The sequence below is a fragment of the Denitrovibrio acetiphilus DSM 12809 genome, from assembly GCF_000025725.1.
Lineage (GTDB): Bacteria > Chrysiogenota > Deferribacteres > Deferribacterales > Geovibrionaceae > Denitrovibrio > Denitrovibrio acetiphilus.
Window position 1 is genome coordinate 779,527 of the sequence record NC_013943.1, and the last position, 14,496, is coordinate 794,022.

The 14,496-nt window shown below is 41.0% G+C and carries 14 protein-coding genes and 1 pseudogene; 8 read left to right on the top strand and 7 right to left on the bottom strand.

The window, feature by feature from the left end; translation table 11 throughout:
- The first annotated feature begins 8 nt into the window (after positions 1-8).
- On the top strand, positions 9-458 hold the full coding sequence (locus DACET_RS03855) for a hypothetical protein (RefSeq protein WP_169304178.1): 450 nt from the start codon (positions 9-11) through the stop codon (positions 456-458).
- Between the two features lie 79 nt (positions 459-537).
- Here DACET_RS03855 and DACET_RS03860 read toward each other — a convergent pair whose 3' ends face one another.
- The 3 genes from DACET_RS03860 to istA form a co-directional block, all read right to left on the bottom strand.
- A complete protein-coding gene (locus DACET_RS03860; protein WP_013009968.1) occupies positions 538-1,752 on the bottom strand; it encodes an IS256 family transposase in 1,215 nt (404 codons plus the stop codon).
- 119 nt (positions 1,753-1,871) lie between these two features.
- Positions 1,872-2,621 carry an IS21-like element helper ATPase IstB gene (gene istB / locus DACET_RS03865; protein WP_013010082.1) on the bottom strand — a complete coding sequence of 250 codons (750 nt, stop codon included), beginning with the start codon at positions 2,619-2,621 and terminating at the stop codon, positions 1,872-1,874.
- A gap of 2 nt (positions 2,622-2,623) precedes the next feature.
- On the bottom strand, positions 2,624-4,192 hold the full coding sequence (gene istA / locus DACET_RS03870) for an IS21 family transposase (RefSeq protein WP_013010083.1): 1,569 nt from the start codon (positions 4,190-4,192) through the stop codon (positions 2,624-2,626).
- A gap of 305 nt (positions 4,193-4,497) precedes the next feature.
- Between istA and DACET_RS16715 the strand changes: the two are divergent.
- Together DACET_RS16715 and DACET_RS15940 are read left to right on the top strand one after the other, a co-directional pair.
- Positions 4,498-4,599, top strand: a pseudogene (locus DACET_RS16715) (SEC-C metal-binding domain-containing protein); the annotation flags it as partial.
- Between the two features lie 38 nt (positions 4,600-4,637).
- Positions 4,638-5,389 (top strand): IS5 family transposase gene (locus DACET_RS15940; protein WP_211204088.1). Its coding sequence is split into 2 segments (ribosomal slippage): positions 4,638-4,953 and positions 4,953-5,389, totalling 753 coding nucleotides; the frame shifts between segments, so codons are not numbered across the junction.
- Between the two features lie 101 nt (positions 5,390-5,490).
- Here DACET_RS15940 and DACET_RS03885 read toward each other — a convergent pair.
- Entirely contained in the window at positions 5,491-5,874 is a 384-nt protein-coding gene (locus DACET_RS03885) for a hypothetical protein (RefSeq protein ID WP_013010084.1), read from the bottom strand.
- A 439-nt stretch (positions 5,875-6,313) separates the two neighbouring features.
- A complete protein-coding gene (locus tag DACET_RS03890) occupies positions 6,314-6,745 on the bottom strand; it encodes a response regulator (RefSeq protein ID WP_013010085.1) in 432 nt (143 codons plus the stop codon).
- Between the two features lie 232 nt (positions 6,746-6,977).
- On the opposite strand from DACET_RS03890, the gene DACET_RS03895 reads away from it, so the two are divergent.
- From DACET_RS03895 to DACET_RS15385, 4 genes are all read left to right on the top strand, one after another.
- Positions 6,978-7,295 (top strand): helix-turn-helix domain-containing protein, encoded by a 318-nt coding sequence (locus DACET_RS03895; protein WP_013010086.1) that lies wholly within the window; start codon positions 6,978-6,980, stop codon positions 7,293-7,295.
- Between the two features lie 125 nt (positions 7,296-7,420).
- On the top strand, positions 7,421-7,924 hold the full coding sequence (locus tag DACET_RS03900; RefSeq protein WP_013010087.1) for a MarR family winged helix-turn-helix transcriptional regulator: 504 nt from the start codon (positions 7,421-7,423) through the stop codon (positions 7,922-7,924).
- A gap of 1 nt (position 7,925) precedes the next feature.
- Positions 7,926-8,852: a DMT family transporter gene (locus tag DACET_RS03905; protein WP_013010088.1), complete on the top strand. Its 927-nt coding sequence runs from the start codon at positions 7,926-7,928 to the stop codon at positions 8,850-8,852.
- Positions 8,853-8,948: 96 nt separating this feature from the next.
- Positions 8,949-10,748 (top strand): ABC transporter substrate-binding protein, encoded by a 1,800-nt coding sequence (locus tag DACET_RS15385; protein ID WP_013010089.1) that lies wholly within the window; start codon positions 8,949-8,951, stop codon positions 10,746-10,748.
- Positions 10,749-10,751: 3 nt separating this feature from the next.
- Here the strand turns inward: DACET_RS15385 and DACET_RS03915 are convergent, their stop codons facing one another.
- Together DACET_RS03915 and DACET_RS03920 are read right to left on the bottom strand one after the other, a co-directional pair.
- Positions 10,752-12,119 (bottom strand): ATP-binding protein, encoded by a 1,368-nt coding sequence (locus DACET_RS03915; protein ID WP_013010090.1) that lies wholly within the window; start codon positions 12,117-12,119, stop codon positions 10,752-10,754.
- A complete protein-coding gene (locus tag DACET_RS03920; protein ID WP_013010091.1) occupies positions 12,119-12,808 on the bottom strand; it encodes a response regulator transcription factor in 690 nt (229 codons plus the stop codon). Before DACET_RS03920 ends, DACET_RS03915 begins: the two co-directional genes overlap by 1 nt.
- A 263-nt stretch (positions 12,809-13,071) precedes the next feature.
- Between DACET_RS03920 and DACET_RS03925 the strand changes: the two genes are divergently transcribed.
- Positions 13,072-14,472: an IS4 family transposase gene (locus tag DACET_RS03925; protein WP_013010092.1), complete on the top strand. Its 1,401-nt coding sequence runs from the start codon at positions 13,072-13,074 to the stop codon at positions 14,470-14,472.
- The last annotated feature ends 24 nt before the right edge of the window (positions 14,473-14,496 follow it).

The window sequence follows — 14,496 nt, forward strand, 5'->3', positions numbered from 1 at the left end:
CAATGCTAGTGAGGCGTACAGGTGCGCCTGCAAAAGAGACTCCAGAAGGCATCTTGACAAGGTTAAAAGACACGCCTTTTAGTAAACTGATTTCCCAGATTAAGTATAATGATGATCCTGCCATTATTAAGTTCGGCGAAACGCTTCTCGGTTTAAGTGAAGACTCTGTTTTAGAATTAAGTGGCTATATTGAAAATATGGCTAAAGACACAAAGAAAACAGGTCAGCAGCATGATTTTACAATAGCGAATGATTTATTTGGCTTAACAATTCACTGTAATAATGGAAGCGATAAAGAAGCTCTAAAACTCTTGAAAAACCATTGTGAAAAAAGAAAGTACAAACAAAAATTGCATGATTATTATGGAGCATGTATTGATGAAAATTTGAATATCAGATTTTGTATTACTTTAGAGTATCCATATGTTTATGCGTATTCCGGTGTAATTGGACACTGAATCCGGAAATGACTGGACAGTGATTCCGGTTTTGATTGGTCAGTTTGAATTCAGTTAATCTTCCTACGAGCCTGTCATATTAACTGTGTAAAGTCGTAATTCTGTCTTCATAGTTGATATATAGCTGTGAGTATATTACACCCCAATCCCTGATTGGCATAGTCCATTTCTTTTCGATACCTAAAATAGCTAAATATAAGAGCTTTACAAGGGAGTCTTCCGTCGGGAAGGCTCCCTTTCCTTTAGTCGATTTCCTGATGGCAGAATGGAAGCTCTCAACCGGATTCGTGGTATAAATCAGTTTCCTGAGCTCCTTGGAATATTTGAAATACGTAGAAAGCTCAGTCCAGTTGTTCCGCCATGATTTCGAGATGTTAGGATATTTGCTGTCCCACTTCTCAGCAAAGGCATCCAGCTCAGCTCTGGCTTGTTCCTCGGTCGCTGCGGCATAGATTTTCTTGAGGTCAGCAGCCACAGTCTTACGCTCCTTCCAGGGCACAAAGCGGAGAGAGTTGCGTATCTGATGGACTACGCATTTCTGAATCTCAGACTGTGGAAAAGCGGCTGTTATAGCTTCTGAGATGCCCTTGAGGTTGTCTACGGCAAAGATAAGAATATCCTGTACTCCACGGTTCTTTAGCTCGTTCATAACTGTCAGCCAGTATTTAGCGGATTCTGTCTCGGCAAGATATAGCCCCAGACAGGATTTATGACCTTCCATGCTGATGCCGATCACAAAGTAGATAGTGACGTTGCGAACAGCTCCGTCCACACGCATCTTTAAAACCATGCCGTCCATAAAGACGATGGCGTATATCTCTTCCAAGGCTCTGTTCTGCCATTCTTTAGCCTGTGGGAGAATCTTGTCTGTAATAACGCTGACTGTCTCCGGCGATAGCTCATGACCGTAGATATCAAAGATGTGCTCTTTGATGTCACGGTTACTCATACCCTTGGCATACATGGAAATTACTTTAGCTTCAATGCCTGATATATCTGTCTGGCGTTTCTTGACTATTTCAGGCGAAAAGGTTGATAGGCGATCACGGGGTACTTCGAGTTCCATTTCGCCCATTTGTGATTGTACTTTCTTGGAAGAACGACCGTTACGGCTGTTGCCGTCACTTACGTTCGGTTCATGTTTCTTATAGCCTAAATGGGCTTCAAGCTCACCTTCGTAGAGCGTTTCTATGACTTCTTTCATCATGTCACGCATAAACACCTGAAGGTCTTCTGTGGTTTTTACATCGCTTTCAGCAAGCAGTTCTTTCAGTTTGTCCTTGTCTAATTTCATCATAAACCTCGCATGTTAGTTTAACACATACGACGTTTACACACTTTTATTTACACGCTCCTTCCTACTCCTCTTAAATATCTAAATGTCCATCTTTGGTCAAGCTTTCAGTGGTAACTCTATTCATTTTTCATGTTAACAGAGCTCTGCTCTTTCTCTTTCCTGAGCGACTCGCCAGTAAGCTGTAAGTGTTCGGCGTTATGCACAAGCCTGTCACATATGGCGTCAGCGATAGTGTGATCACCTATGATGTCATGCCATTTATCAACAGGTATCTGAGTAGCGATAATAGTGGACCTAGCGGAGTAGCGGTCTTCCATGACCTCAAGGAAGTCCTTCCTCTCATGGTCGTTGAGAGTATCAAGCCCCCAGTCGTCAACTATCAGTACGTTTACCTTGGACAGCTGAGTAAGCACCTTTACGTAAGAACCATCTGTTCTTGCCACCTTAAGCTCCTGAAGGAGCCTCGGAAGTCTGACATAGAGGGACTTTATTCCGTTTCGGCATGCGCTGTTGCCGAGAGCGCAGGCGATATAAGTCTTCCCAACTCCAGAGGCTCCGGTGATTATGATATTCCTGTGTTTGCGAACCCAATCATTCTTGCCAAGCTCCAGCATCATCTGCTTTGTAATGTTCCTGCCGTTCCTGTACCGAATGTCCTCTATGCAAGCACCAGTATACCTGAGTTTAGCTTTCTTTAGAAGCAGGCTGAGCTGTCTGTCTTCCCTGTACAGAGACTCATGTTCCAGAAGGATTCTCAGCCTCTCATCGAAACTGAGCTCATCCACCTCCAGCATCTTGCGCTGTAGCTCATACGCCTGAATGAATCCTTTAAGTCTGAGCTGTGTCATCATTTCCGTTAGTTCCATATTCAATCATCTCCTTTTATACGGTAGTACTCATTGCCCCTGATATTCTCATGGACAAGATTCTTTCTTGGTTCTCCTTCAAGGTAGTGTATTTTATCCAGACCTTTTTCAAGGATAGACTTAATGCTGTTATATCTGACAGTGCCGCTCTCCAGAACCATACGGCATGCCTTCTCAAGTCTTTCCGGCGGGTAATACTTCGAAAGCTTAATAACACCCATACAGCTCTTGTAAGCCTGTTCCGGAAACTGCCTGCTGTCTATAATGGCATCTATTGCTTTGGCGGTGTACACTCCGGCTGTCTTTGACGCCCATTTGTTCATTCTCTCTGGTGTCCAGCCTGAGGCGACGAACTGATGATTGGGCGGCATGTGGGCGGCAGAGGTAGCATAGTATCCACGCTTAAAAGACCGAGGGTGTGATGCTATACATTTATTCTTATGCAGTATCTGAACTATCCTGCTGTTGTATTTGATATCTACAGTTTCGCCCATAAGTCGCCATGGGACACTGTAGTGAGCATCTCCAATCTGCACATGATAGTTGAAATTCACCTTGGCTTTTTTCCAGCTGTACTGTTCGAATCTTTCAAATGGGAGAGGTTTCAGTGCAGGCTGGTCTAATTCTTTGAACAGCTGTCTGCGGGATGACTTCATGTGCTGCATGGGTCTGTCGTTAAGATTTACAAGCTCTTCCGCCACTGCGCTGTTGAGTTCCTGTATGCTGTTGAATGTGCGGTTACGGAGTACAGCAAGGATACGGCGCTGAACGTTAAGTACGCCGTTCTCTACTTTACCCTTATCCTTTGGTTTACCTGGTCTTGCGGGGACAACTGCGATGCCGTAATGCGCCGCCATGTCTGCGTAACCGGGATTTATATCAGGATCGTAAAAGCATGGGGACGTTACTCCAGACTTAAGATTATCCGGCACTATGCATTCAGGAACGCCGCCGAAGAAATCGAACATCTTTACATGGGCTTCTATCCAGAACTCTTTCGTCTGGTCAGGAACACATACCGCATAGGTGTATGAACTTGCTCCTAAGGTCGCTACAAAGAGATCTACTGATGTCACCTCGCCTGTTATTGGATTTACGATCTCAGGCTTGTAACCGGAGAAGTCTACAAATACCTTCTCGCCTGCTTTATGATTAAACCGCATCGTCGGATTAATCTTTTTACTCCACTGCTGATAGTGGTAAGAGAACTGGGAACGGCTGTAGCCTCCGGGATTCTCACGAATATACTCTTCCCAGAGAAGCTGAAGAGTCACCCCTTTGCGCTTAAGCTCTTTGCAAAGGTACTCCATATCCGGCATTGGGCGGGAGTATACTGGCTGATCTGGTTCTTTGGGGTAAAAGATTGACTCAAGCTTCTCGTCCGGAAGCTCGGCAAATGTTTCATAAGGTATGCCTGAATCTATGTACTTGTTGATGCATCCGCCTGCTGTCGTTGGTGATACATTGCAGGCTTTGGCTATCTGACGGTTGCTGAGACCGCCCAGATTGTAAAGGCGGATTACTTCACGAAGATATTTCATTGTTAACCTTCCTTTCTTGCGTCGTCGCATCTGTCTCTCCTGTTTTTGAGACAGATTCTATAGGCTCGGAAGATTAACGTAAAATTCAATTCAAATGATAAAACAGGACACAAATACAAATCCGGCTGTTGCACTTAAGTGTCCAGTCATTTCCGGATTCACTGTCCAGTTAATTACGGATTGAGTGTCCAATCAATTCCGGAAATGGTGTCCAATTAAAACCGGATTGACTGTCCAATCAACTCCGGATTTCGCATGTTTATTCAGATTCCATGAATTTTAGATCAATGTCTTTATCGAACTTAAATTTAATAAATTGAGACAAGCATAATACTAAAGAAAAACAAAAGACTGGTAGGAATGAACCATGCCCTTGTGGTAGCGGTAAAAAATATAAAAAATGTTGTTTATCTAGGGGCTGTTCACATTTAAATTAATGCCGATATATATTCCAATGAAATAATTGGAGTATTTTATGTATAGAGCTCAATTATCAGATGAACAATGGGAACGCATCAAAGATATGCTCCCCGGAAAAAAGAGCGACAGCGGAGTAACAGCTAAAGATAACCGTCTTTTTGTAGAAGCAGTCTTATGGATAGCCAGAACAGGTAGTCCTTGGCGTGACATGCACCCCTGCTTTGGCAAATGGCATAGTGTATACGTACGTTATGACAGATGGGCTAAAAAGGATGTTTGGCAGAAAGTATTTGCAGAGCTGTCTGGAGATGCAGACCTTGAGTACCTTATGGTAGACGGCAGTATTGTAAGGGTTCATCAACATGGTGCATCAAAAAAAACTGCCAAAACCAAGAATGCCAAGGGCGTTCCAGAGGCGGTCTGAGTACTAAGATTCATGCATCTGTGGATTCACATGGCAACCCTGTAAGGTTTATCCTTACGGGAGGACAGGAGTCGGAATACGCTCAGGCAGATAATCTCATCGCAGGATTTTCACCTGCTTATGTGATTGCTGACAGAGGGTACGATTCCAATGCTTTTGTGTCTTCAATAATACAGGCTGGTGCTGTTGCAGTTATCCCGCCTAAATGTAATAGATTAGAACAACGGAAATATGACAAGCATTTGTATAAAGAGCGCAATCTGGTTGAAAGGCTCTTTCAGCGAATGAAAGAATTCCGGCGAATTGCCACAAGATATGAAAAACTTGCAAGAAACTATGAGGCAATGGTAACATTGGTGGCTGTAATCATATGGTTAAAATAAATGTGAACAGCCCCTAGATGAACTTCGAATTAATGTTTGAGTTAAAGCAATTCAGAATGGTTATTGTTCTAAATTATTTAGTATAGACATTAATATGAAATTTATAAATTCAATTCATCTCTGCACAGTTTACTTATTTCGTGGTGAAGTTCATTTGTTCTTTCATTAGCATATCTTGCAGCCTTTTCATACAAATCATCTGAAAGTACGACACTTGCGCTTAATACAACAGCCTGATATTCTGTGATCACTTTATTATAGGATTCCGCATCCGGTTCAGCATATTCCATGTTATTAATTTTAGCTATTTTGTGGTTTAAATCTGCCATAGCTTGAATTAACTTGAAAATTACTCGTGTCTTTTCTTCAAAAGCAATTTTTCTTAATTCTCTTTTATGATTTCTCCATGACATAAACCATTGTCCAGCAATACCAATACTTGCACCACCTAGTGCGCCGATAACGCCTATCCACGCGTCACTCATAATACACCTGCTTAAATTTATTATTTCATTTATTACATCATAATGCTTTTCAAACTTAACAGGCAATGGATAAAATGGAACGATTTTTGTTCTAAATTGAAATACTCCTCATAAACACAATAATCCAACGTGGTACAAAAAGTCAAATTCTACAGGTGTAACTTATTTATATTGTTAGATAAATCTTAGAAAACAGGATTTGGTACATTCTTGAGTTTTAGCTAATTATCAATCCTATTAATAATTTAGAATACACACATTTACCTTAAAATCCCTCGAGATATAATCTTGTACGGGTTCGATTCCCGTCCCGGGCATTTCATATACTAATAACGCAAGGCGATGAGGTAACTCACCGCCTTTTTTATGTCTGTATCGCACCATGTATGTTTATTATTCTGTTTGTGTTTTTTGGTTTATTGGCAGGTGATTTTAGCATTTAGTGGGTGATTTCGTAGAGCTGATATTCTATGTCAATGTCTGAGCAGAAGTCATAGGTATTTGACGCGATAGCTTTGACTTTACTCATGAGGATACTGAGATTCACAGGTTTTTTGACCAGGTCAATTTTTAGGTCAAATACCTCCTGATTCGCAGATGTGACTATTATAGGGGTCTCTCTGTCTATTTCTCTTATATTTCTGATGAGAATGCAGCCACACATAACAGGCATGTTCAGGTCAGTTATCACCAGGTCTGGTTTTATCTCCTTGTATCTGGCGAAAGCATCTAAGCCGTTGTATTCAGAGTAAACATTAGGGTATACTCTTTTCAGAAATTTGGTAACCAGCAGATTAGCTACTGGTTCATCTTCTACATACAATATTTTAAAATCGCTATTTTTATTAGTATGGTAATCTTTTGCTTTCACTACCTTACCCCTGCTAAACAATTAGTTACTTGGGGTGAACAAAGAAATATACAAGTATAAGCTGAGATATCTTTGATCGCCGCTGCCCTTGTTCCGGGTTAAGTAATAATAACTATATGTTATATTGTTCCCACATATAGCACATATGGTTCCATATTAAAATACTAATCTCACCTAGAGAGGGTTTTGTTTAAGGAAAAGTCACCTACTTTTATTATCTAAAGGTGATACTATGGCAAAATTTATTGTGAAATTAGGGCGTCGCATAAGAGAGGTGAGAAGAAGTAAAAACTTTTCTCAGGAAACTCTGGCAGAAAAAGCGAACATAAGCTCTAAATATCTTGGAGAAGTAGAAAGAGGGGAGTCAAATGTCTCGGCAGCACTTCTGAATGATATTGCAAGTGCTCTAAACATACCGATAGCAGAACTTATGGACTATGGTCATGTGGATGACGATAGAAATTTAAAAGTTGAAATTATTGATTATGTTAACCGAGCGAATGCTGAATGCCTTCAGAAAATTTATGTTTTTATAAAAAAGATATTATAACTTTCTTTATAATGTTTGCAATATCTTAACTGCGAGCAGTGCAATTGCTAAAAGAGATGATTTGATATTAATATTATTTGTGTGTAAAGTATCTTGATATAAAGATAATTGATATGGAGATATATGTGAGTAAAAAACAATATGATCATGTTGATACAATATTAAGGCAATGGCAAGAGATTTTACCTGAAACAGACACCTCTCCGATGGCGGTTTTTACCAGAATTTTACGCATAAACAAGCTTATACAGCATGAGATTACACAAGTCTTTCAGAAGCACGGTCTGCACGACGGGGACTTTGATCTGATGGCTACTCTTTATCGCAACGACAAACCTGAAGGGCTGACACCTAATGAGTTGCGGAACTCAATTGTGCTGAGTTCCGGTGCTATGACAAATCGACTGGACAGACTTGAGGCAGCGGGCAGGATATACAGGGTAGCGAATCCGCAGGACAGGCGGAGCATATTGATAAGGCTGACAGATGAAGGACGAAAATCTCTGGATGATGCCCTCGGGGAATATCTTGAGGTTTTGCGTTTGCTTGAAAAACCTCTGGATGATGAGACCAGATTAAGCCTGACAAAAAGCCTTAGAATTTTATTGATAAATATGGAGAATAATTGATATGAGCGATATCGAACGCAAAATGCTTTTTGCACATCTTAATATGTTTTTGTGGGCGCTGATAGTAGGGTTGTCATTTCCTGCTGTGGGGATCCTGACAGAGGGGTTGCCGCCCATGTTTCTCACTTCAATACGTTTTATCGTCGCCATTTTTGCGCTTGTACCGTTTCTGTTTAACAAAAAAGGAGTGATTCCTGATCTGAAAGGGTTCCTGTTATACGCACTTATGGCTTTGTGTCTGGCAGGTTTTTTCTGCGGGATGTTCTGGTCAGCCCATAAAGCGAGTTCTATCGCCATGTCGACCTTATATCTCAGTGTTCCTTTAATTGCTTACATCTTTGGCAGGTTTGTTATGGTGGAAAAGAGGAATCTTTCTCTTCTTCTCATGCTTATGGCTGGTGCTGGTGGTGCTTTCTGGCTGGCTCTTGCAGACGCAGGAGGTGGCTCAGACGGCTTTCATTTCGGGATAGGGGAATTTATATTTTTTCTGGGCTGCATAGCTTCTGCTCTGTACCCGGTTTTAAGTAAGCTGGGTATAAACAGGGGGTGGCTTTCAGGCGTTGCACTTGTCCGAACATTCTGGAGTTTATTTCTCGGCAGCATTATTATGGCATTGGCTGGATTCATTTTTGAGTCGCCGGCAGACCTGCTCAATATGAACATAATTGATTTAGTGCTGGTAGTTTATCTTGGTATTTTTTCGAGCGGGCTGACCTTCTGGCTTCAGCAGAGTGCAACTGGAGTTCTGACCCCTGCCACTGTGACAGCGTACAGCTATATGATTCCATTTGTTTCTATGTTTATAGTGTTCCGGGAAAATCCTTCTGTTATAGGTTGGGAGTGGCTTCCTGGAAGCGTTATTGTTCTTGGAGCGGTTGCAGCTCTGCTAAAACAGGATGTGGGAACACTATTCAGAAAGCGAATGTGATATTATGATTATTGTCAATATGAAATAATTTTCTTAATAAAATTAACATGATGAAATCATTTGCCGGTGATATACTGTAATTGTCATGAGGTGTGAATGATTTGTAAAAAATGCTGTTTAATTATATTTATCTTCTTCACGTTTTTTTTATGCTCTATCGCAGCAGACCGTACATATCGCCTTCAGCTAGTGTGGCACCACCAGTTTCAGTTTGCTGGTTACTATATGGCTCTGGAAAAAGGCTTTTATGCGGAAGCAGGGCTTGATGTTGAAATCCTTCCTGTTAAAAAAGATTCTACTCCTATAAATGAAGTGCTTAGTAACAACGCTGATTTCGGTATAACAACTTCCGGTGTTGTGCTGAATTATTTCGACGGATACCCACTGGTTTCAGTGGCTGCGATATTTCAGAAAAGTCCATTGGTGTTTATAACAAAAGCTGATTCGGGTATTGAGACAATATGGGACATGGAAGGCAGGAAAGTTATGCTGCTTGACGATATGAGCAGCCTTGAGCTTGTCTCTCTTTTGAAAAAATATGGGATGCTGAACAAAATAATCAGACAGCCGTCCTCTTTTGAAATACAGGATATTATAGACGGAAGAACCGAGGTCTTTAATGGATACAGAAGCAACGAACCTTACGAACTGGAGAGTAAGAATGTTAAGACAAATATTATTGACCCTTTCGATTATGGCGTAAAATTCTACGGTGATATTCTTTTTACTACTTCCCAGATGATTTTTGACTACCCCGAAGATGTGGAAGCTTTTAAGCAGGCAAGCATCAGAGGGTGGAAGTACGCCCTCGCACATACAGAAGAGGCGATAGATGTTATTAAAAATGTATATAATTCCCCCAAAACAAAAGCACATCTGCGTTATGAAGCAAATATTATACAGGAGCTAACACAATATGACCTTGTGCCGCTGGGGTTTCAGAGCAGCGAGAGGTGGGAGCAGATAGCAGATATGCTCATGGGGATAGGAGTTGTCGGGCGAACCCGTGACCTGAGCGGATTCATTTATGAAGCACCGGAGGCTATAAACTGGGAGCAGATGAAGGCTGTGGTTTTTGTGTTTACGATAGTGCTTTTGCTAGTTGTTCTATGGCGTTATATCACGCTTTTTAATGCTAAGAAAACTATTCTGGAAAAAGAGAATATGATGATTCTACAATCAAAATATGCGGCTCTCGGTGAAATGTTGGGCGCAATCACCCACCAGCTGAAACAGCCTCTTAACGGGATCAGTATTATTTTGCAGAATATTGAAGATTCGTCCGGCAGAAAAGATGAGCAGAAGTGGGTGGGACATGGGCTGGAGCTCGTTCAGCATATGTCTGCCACTATTGATGGTTTTCGTATGTTCTACCGCAATGAGCGCATGGACAGAGAGTTCAGTGTTGCGTTATCTGTTTGCGGCGCTTTTGAGCTCAGCAGCGGGTATCTGAAATATTATAACATCAATTACATTTTGAGCTGTTCATGCGGAAAGCGTGAAACTTTATGTGATCCATCAAATTGTGAAGATGCCCATAAGCATTGTGATATAACACTTTACGGTAACTCAAATGAATTCAAGCAGGTCATAATGAATCTGATTCAAAACTCCAGAGAAGCACTGATGAATCTGGAACAGGAAGAAAAAGAGATCAGAGTTAATCTGGCATTTGACGGAGAGTTAATTCGTATTGAGTTCAGTGATAACGGACCAGGCATACAACCGGAAATTCTGGATCAGATATTTGAGCCGGATTTCACAGAAAAAGATGACGGAACAGGTCTTGGATTGTATATGTCTAAAAAGATCGTAGAGGATCATTATAACGGAACTATACGAGCAGAGAATGCAGACTTCGGTGCGCGTTTTATAATCTCATTTCCTGTAAACTGACGGCTAGTTTGACGGAAGAGTGATCTCGACAGTAAGACCGTTGTTTCCATTGTTAAAAGCTGTTATCTCTCCCGAGTGAGCGTCAATTATTGCTTTCGCTATTGCAAGTCCTAAGCCTGTGCCGCCTGTTTTTCGGTCTCTGTCGTCCTGCACACGGTAAAATGGGGTGAATATGCTCTCCAGGTGTTCCTCTTTTACTCCGGAGCCATCGTCGCTGATTCTCAGAACAACTGCTTTTGCATTTTCTGTAATATCTATATTTACTGTATGTTCAGAGTATTTGATAGCGTTTCTGACAATATTCTCCACAGCGCTCGTTATAAGCTCTGTGTTTCCTTTTATTTTTACGTCCGGGAGATAATGTACATTCAGTTTTTTACCGGTATTCTCAGCTTCAAACCCGCAGTCTCTCAGTACAGGTTTAATTATAGTCTCGATTTTGAGTATCTCCATGCGGATGTCATCGGAGCCTTTTATTCTGGATATTTCAAGGAGTTTGCCTATCATTTCATTAAGGCGTTCAGATTCCTTTTCTATTCTGTCCAGTGCAGGATATATTTTTTTGTCTGATTTGGTTCTGGCAAGTTCCAGTGACAGCCTGAGTCGTGTCAGCGGTGAGCGTAACTCATGTGAGATATTACGCAGGATTGTTTCCTGATTTTGCCTGTTTTGCTCGAGTTTTCCTGCCATAAGGTCGAAATCTTTTGCAAGTTTGCCTATTTCGTCTTTTGACTTGACCTGATGAGAAACTCTCACGGAAAAGTCCCCTTCTGCAATTTTCTGTGATGCCTGACTTATTGTCAGCAGTGGTTTTACAAAGTACCTTACTATAACAAAGCTGGCTATCGCAGCCAGAAGAAATATGTGTATGAGTATATGAAGGTGATAAGACAAAATTGGCAGAATAGAGAGATGAGTGTCTGTGTCTTCAGGATAGCTTATCAGTATAAAGTCCCCTGCTTTAACAACCTTTATCAACCGCATATCTGCCGGATCTTCTGAAAAACGTTTAATAAGTACGACCTTGCCGTCGTGCATCTCTTTAATAAGTTTTCTTGTGCCTTCCGGATATTTTCTATTTTGAAGCTCAGACATGTTGTTGTCTTTAAAGATATATATGCTGGAACCGAGCTTTTTTTCTGCTTCATTTATCAGGCTTAAGAGCTGGTTTATGCTGTTTTCATGTGCGGCTTGTTTGATTTCGCTGTAAAGCTCTTTTGCTGTTTGTTTTTTGGTGAGGTTGGAAAATGTCTCCCTGTTGTCCTGACTGCCAAGCAGAAAAAGGAAAAGAGGAGTAAGTGCAAACACCATAAGTGTTATCCAGAGTCCGAAGAAAACTTTGAAGTAAATACTTCGTGAGGGCATTTTCATTAATCATTCTCCGGAATGAGCTGATAACCCGCCCCTCTGATACTTTTGATTATGTCGGTATCAGATGCTTTCTTTCTGATATTGCTTATGTGTACGTCTATACTGCGGTCAAATGATGATAATTCTCTACCCAGAACTTTCAGTGCTATCTCTTCCCTTGTGACAACCCTGCCTATATTAATGAGCAGCATTTCAAGGATATTGAATTCAACTACTGTTAATCCGAGGGGAAAGCCTCTGTAGCTTGCTGTGAGTTTACCTGTGTCCAGCACGAAGTTTCCGCCGGTAAGCTCCTGTGCTTTTTCTGAGTAGTGAGGACTGGTATATCTCCGGAGTATTGCTTTGATTCTCGCTAGGAGTTCTCTCGGGTTATACGGTTTAGGCAGATAGTCATCCGCACCTATTTCCAGCCCGAGTATCTTGTCTATGTCATCGCCTTTGGCAGTGAGCATCAGTATAGGCGTCATCTTGACCGACCGGATAGTTTTCAGCACATCGAACCCACCCATTCCCGGCAGCATGACATCGAGTATTATCAAGTCAAAGTCACTGTCAATGACAGTGCTCGCTCCCTCTTTACCGTTATGCACAGCTTTTATAGAGAAACCTTCAGCTTCGAGATATTCGCTAAGCAGTTCACAAAGTTCAACGTCATCATCGATGACAAGTATTTTGCTATTTTTGTTCATAACAGCATAATATATAAAAAAAGCGCAAAAAGCCCGTAAATTTCTGCAAAGATAACCGCTATATGTTTACATTAATTTACAGTTCTGCAATATTAATTAACAACATTATTCTTCAAACCAGAGTATCTTATATTAACTACTCAAGTTTCGCATCTCGTATCTTTGCGCTAACTTATTGTTATAGTTAATATAATAATAGAAAAAGTCTCACATAAATGGTATATTGATTTTCGAAGAACAATTACATCTAGGAGACTTTTTCTATGTTTGAGAATAAATCAATACAAACCGAAGTTCAAGCGGCATTATGGAAAGAATTTGAGATATTCCGAGTAATAAGGGCTCTGCAGCTGCGTACAATTGCCTATAGGTGCGGTATCTCAAAGAATCAGGGCGTTGAACCGTTTTCTGTTCTTATTGCCTTGGTTTTTCTGACGTTTCTCGGCAAAAGCGTTCACCATTTTGTTTCCCACTGCCGGAATAGCTTATTCGATTTAGGCGGTAAAGATGTTTTTTATCGTTTAAGTACACGTACAAGTATCAATTGGCGACGTTTTATGATGGATATATCGTTAAGGGTGATCAAGCATTTTAAATCATTCAGCAGCTGGCAACAGCGTGTTCTTGTCATTGATGACACAGTGATTCCGAAAGCCGGTAAGAAGATTGAAGAAGTCTCCTGGGTGTTTGACCATAGCAAAGGTAAAAGCGTGAAAGGCTTCAGTGCTGTTGTACTTGGCTGGAGTGATCGTTCGTCATTTGTTCCTGTAGATTTTGCTTTGCAGCGGAGCAGCAGAAAAGTATTCAACCAATCGACAGAGACTGAAATGGATAAGCGGATGCTGGCGTGGCATCGTAGACAGGAAGCAGTAAAAGACAAACCAACACTGGTAAAAGAAATGCTCAAACGGGCGAAACAGAAAGGGCTGGATGCAGGAGCGGTTCTGTTTGACAGCTGGTACTGTACGCCGAAGCTTGTTTCATCAATCTTTCATGAGATAGGCTATGACGTGATTGCCATGCTTAAAACTACACCGACATTAACTGTTGTATTAAATGGCAAGGTATACTCAACCAAACGCTTATGGGAATGCGTTGTTCCAGCTTTAAAGAAAGAAACAGTTACTATTGGTAAAGACAGGGTATTTGTATCATCCACTAATGCTTTTTTCGGTGAAACTCTTGTTAAGCTTGTCTTCTGTCAGCCATCAGAGAAAAGTAAATCGAAGAAGCCTATTATTCTGCTGTCAACGGATACCTCTTTGACATCGGCAAAAATAATTGAAACCTATGGGCAACGATGGGCGGTGGAAGTACTGTTTAAAGAAGCTAAGAGCAAGCTCTTCTTTGGGAAAAATCAATCCAGAAGCTTTGAGGCTAACATTTGCTTCCTGACACTGTCACTCGTTAGGTTTATCATTCTGAGCTATATGGAACGGATAAATGGTGATTTCCGTCACAAAGGCAGTCTGTATGAGGGTTTACGTTATGAAGTTGAAGAACTGAACATTCTGGCGTTTATGGAAAAATTCATAAACCAACTATTATCGATAATTGATGGTGCAAAAGAAACATTCGCATTTTTTATGGATAAATTAACTGGGATTCAAGAAATGGTAAGGCATTCTATCCAAAATTTACTATTTCAAAGATGCGAAACTTGAGTTAACTATTTTTCAGGAGAATGA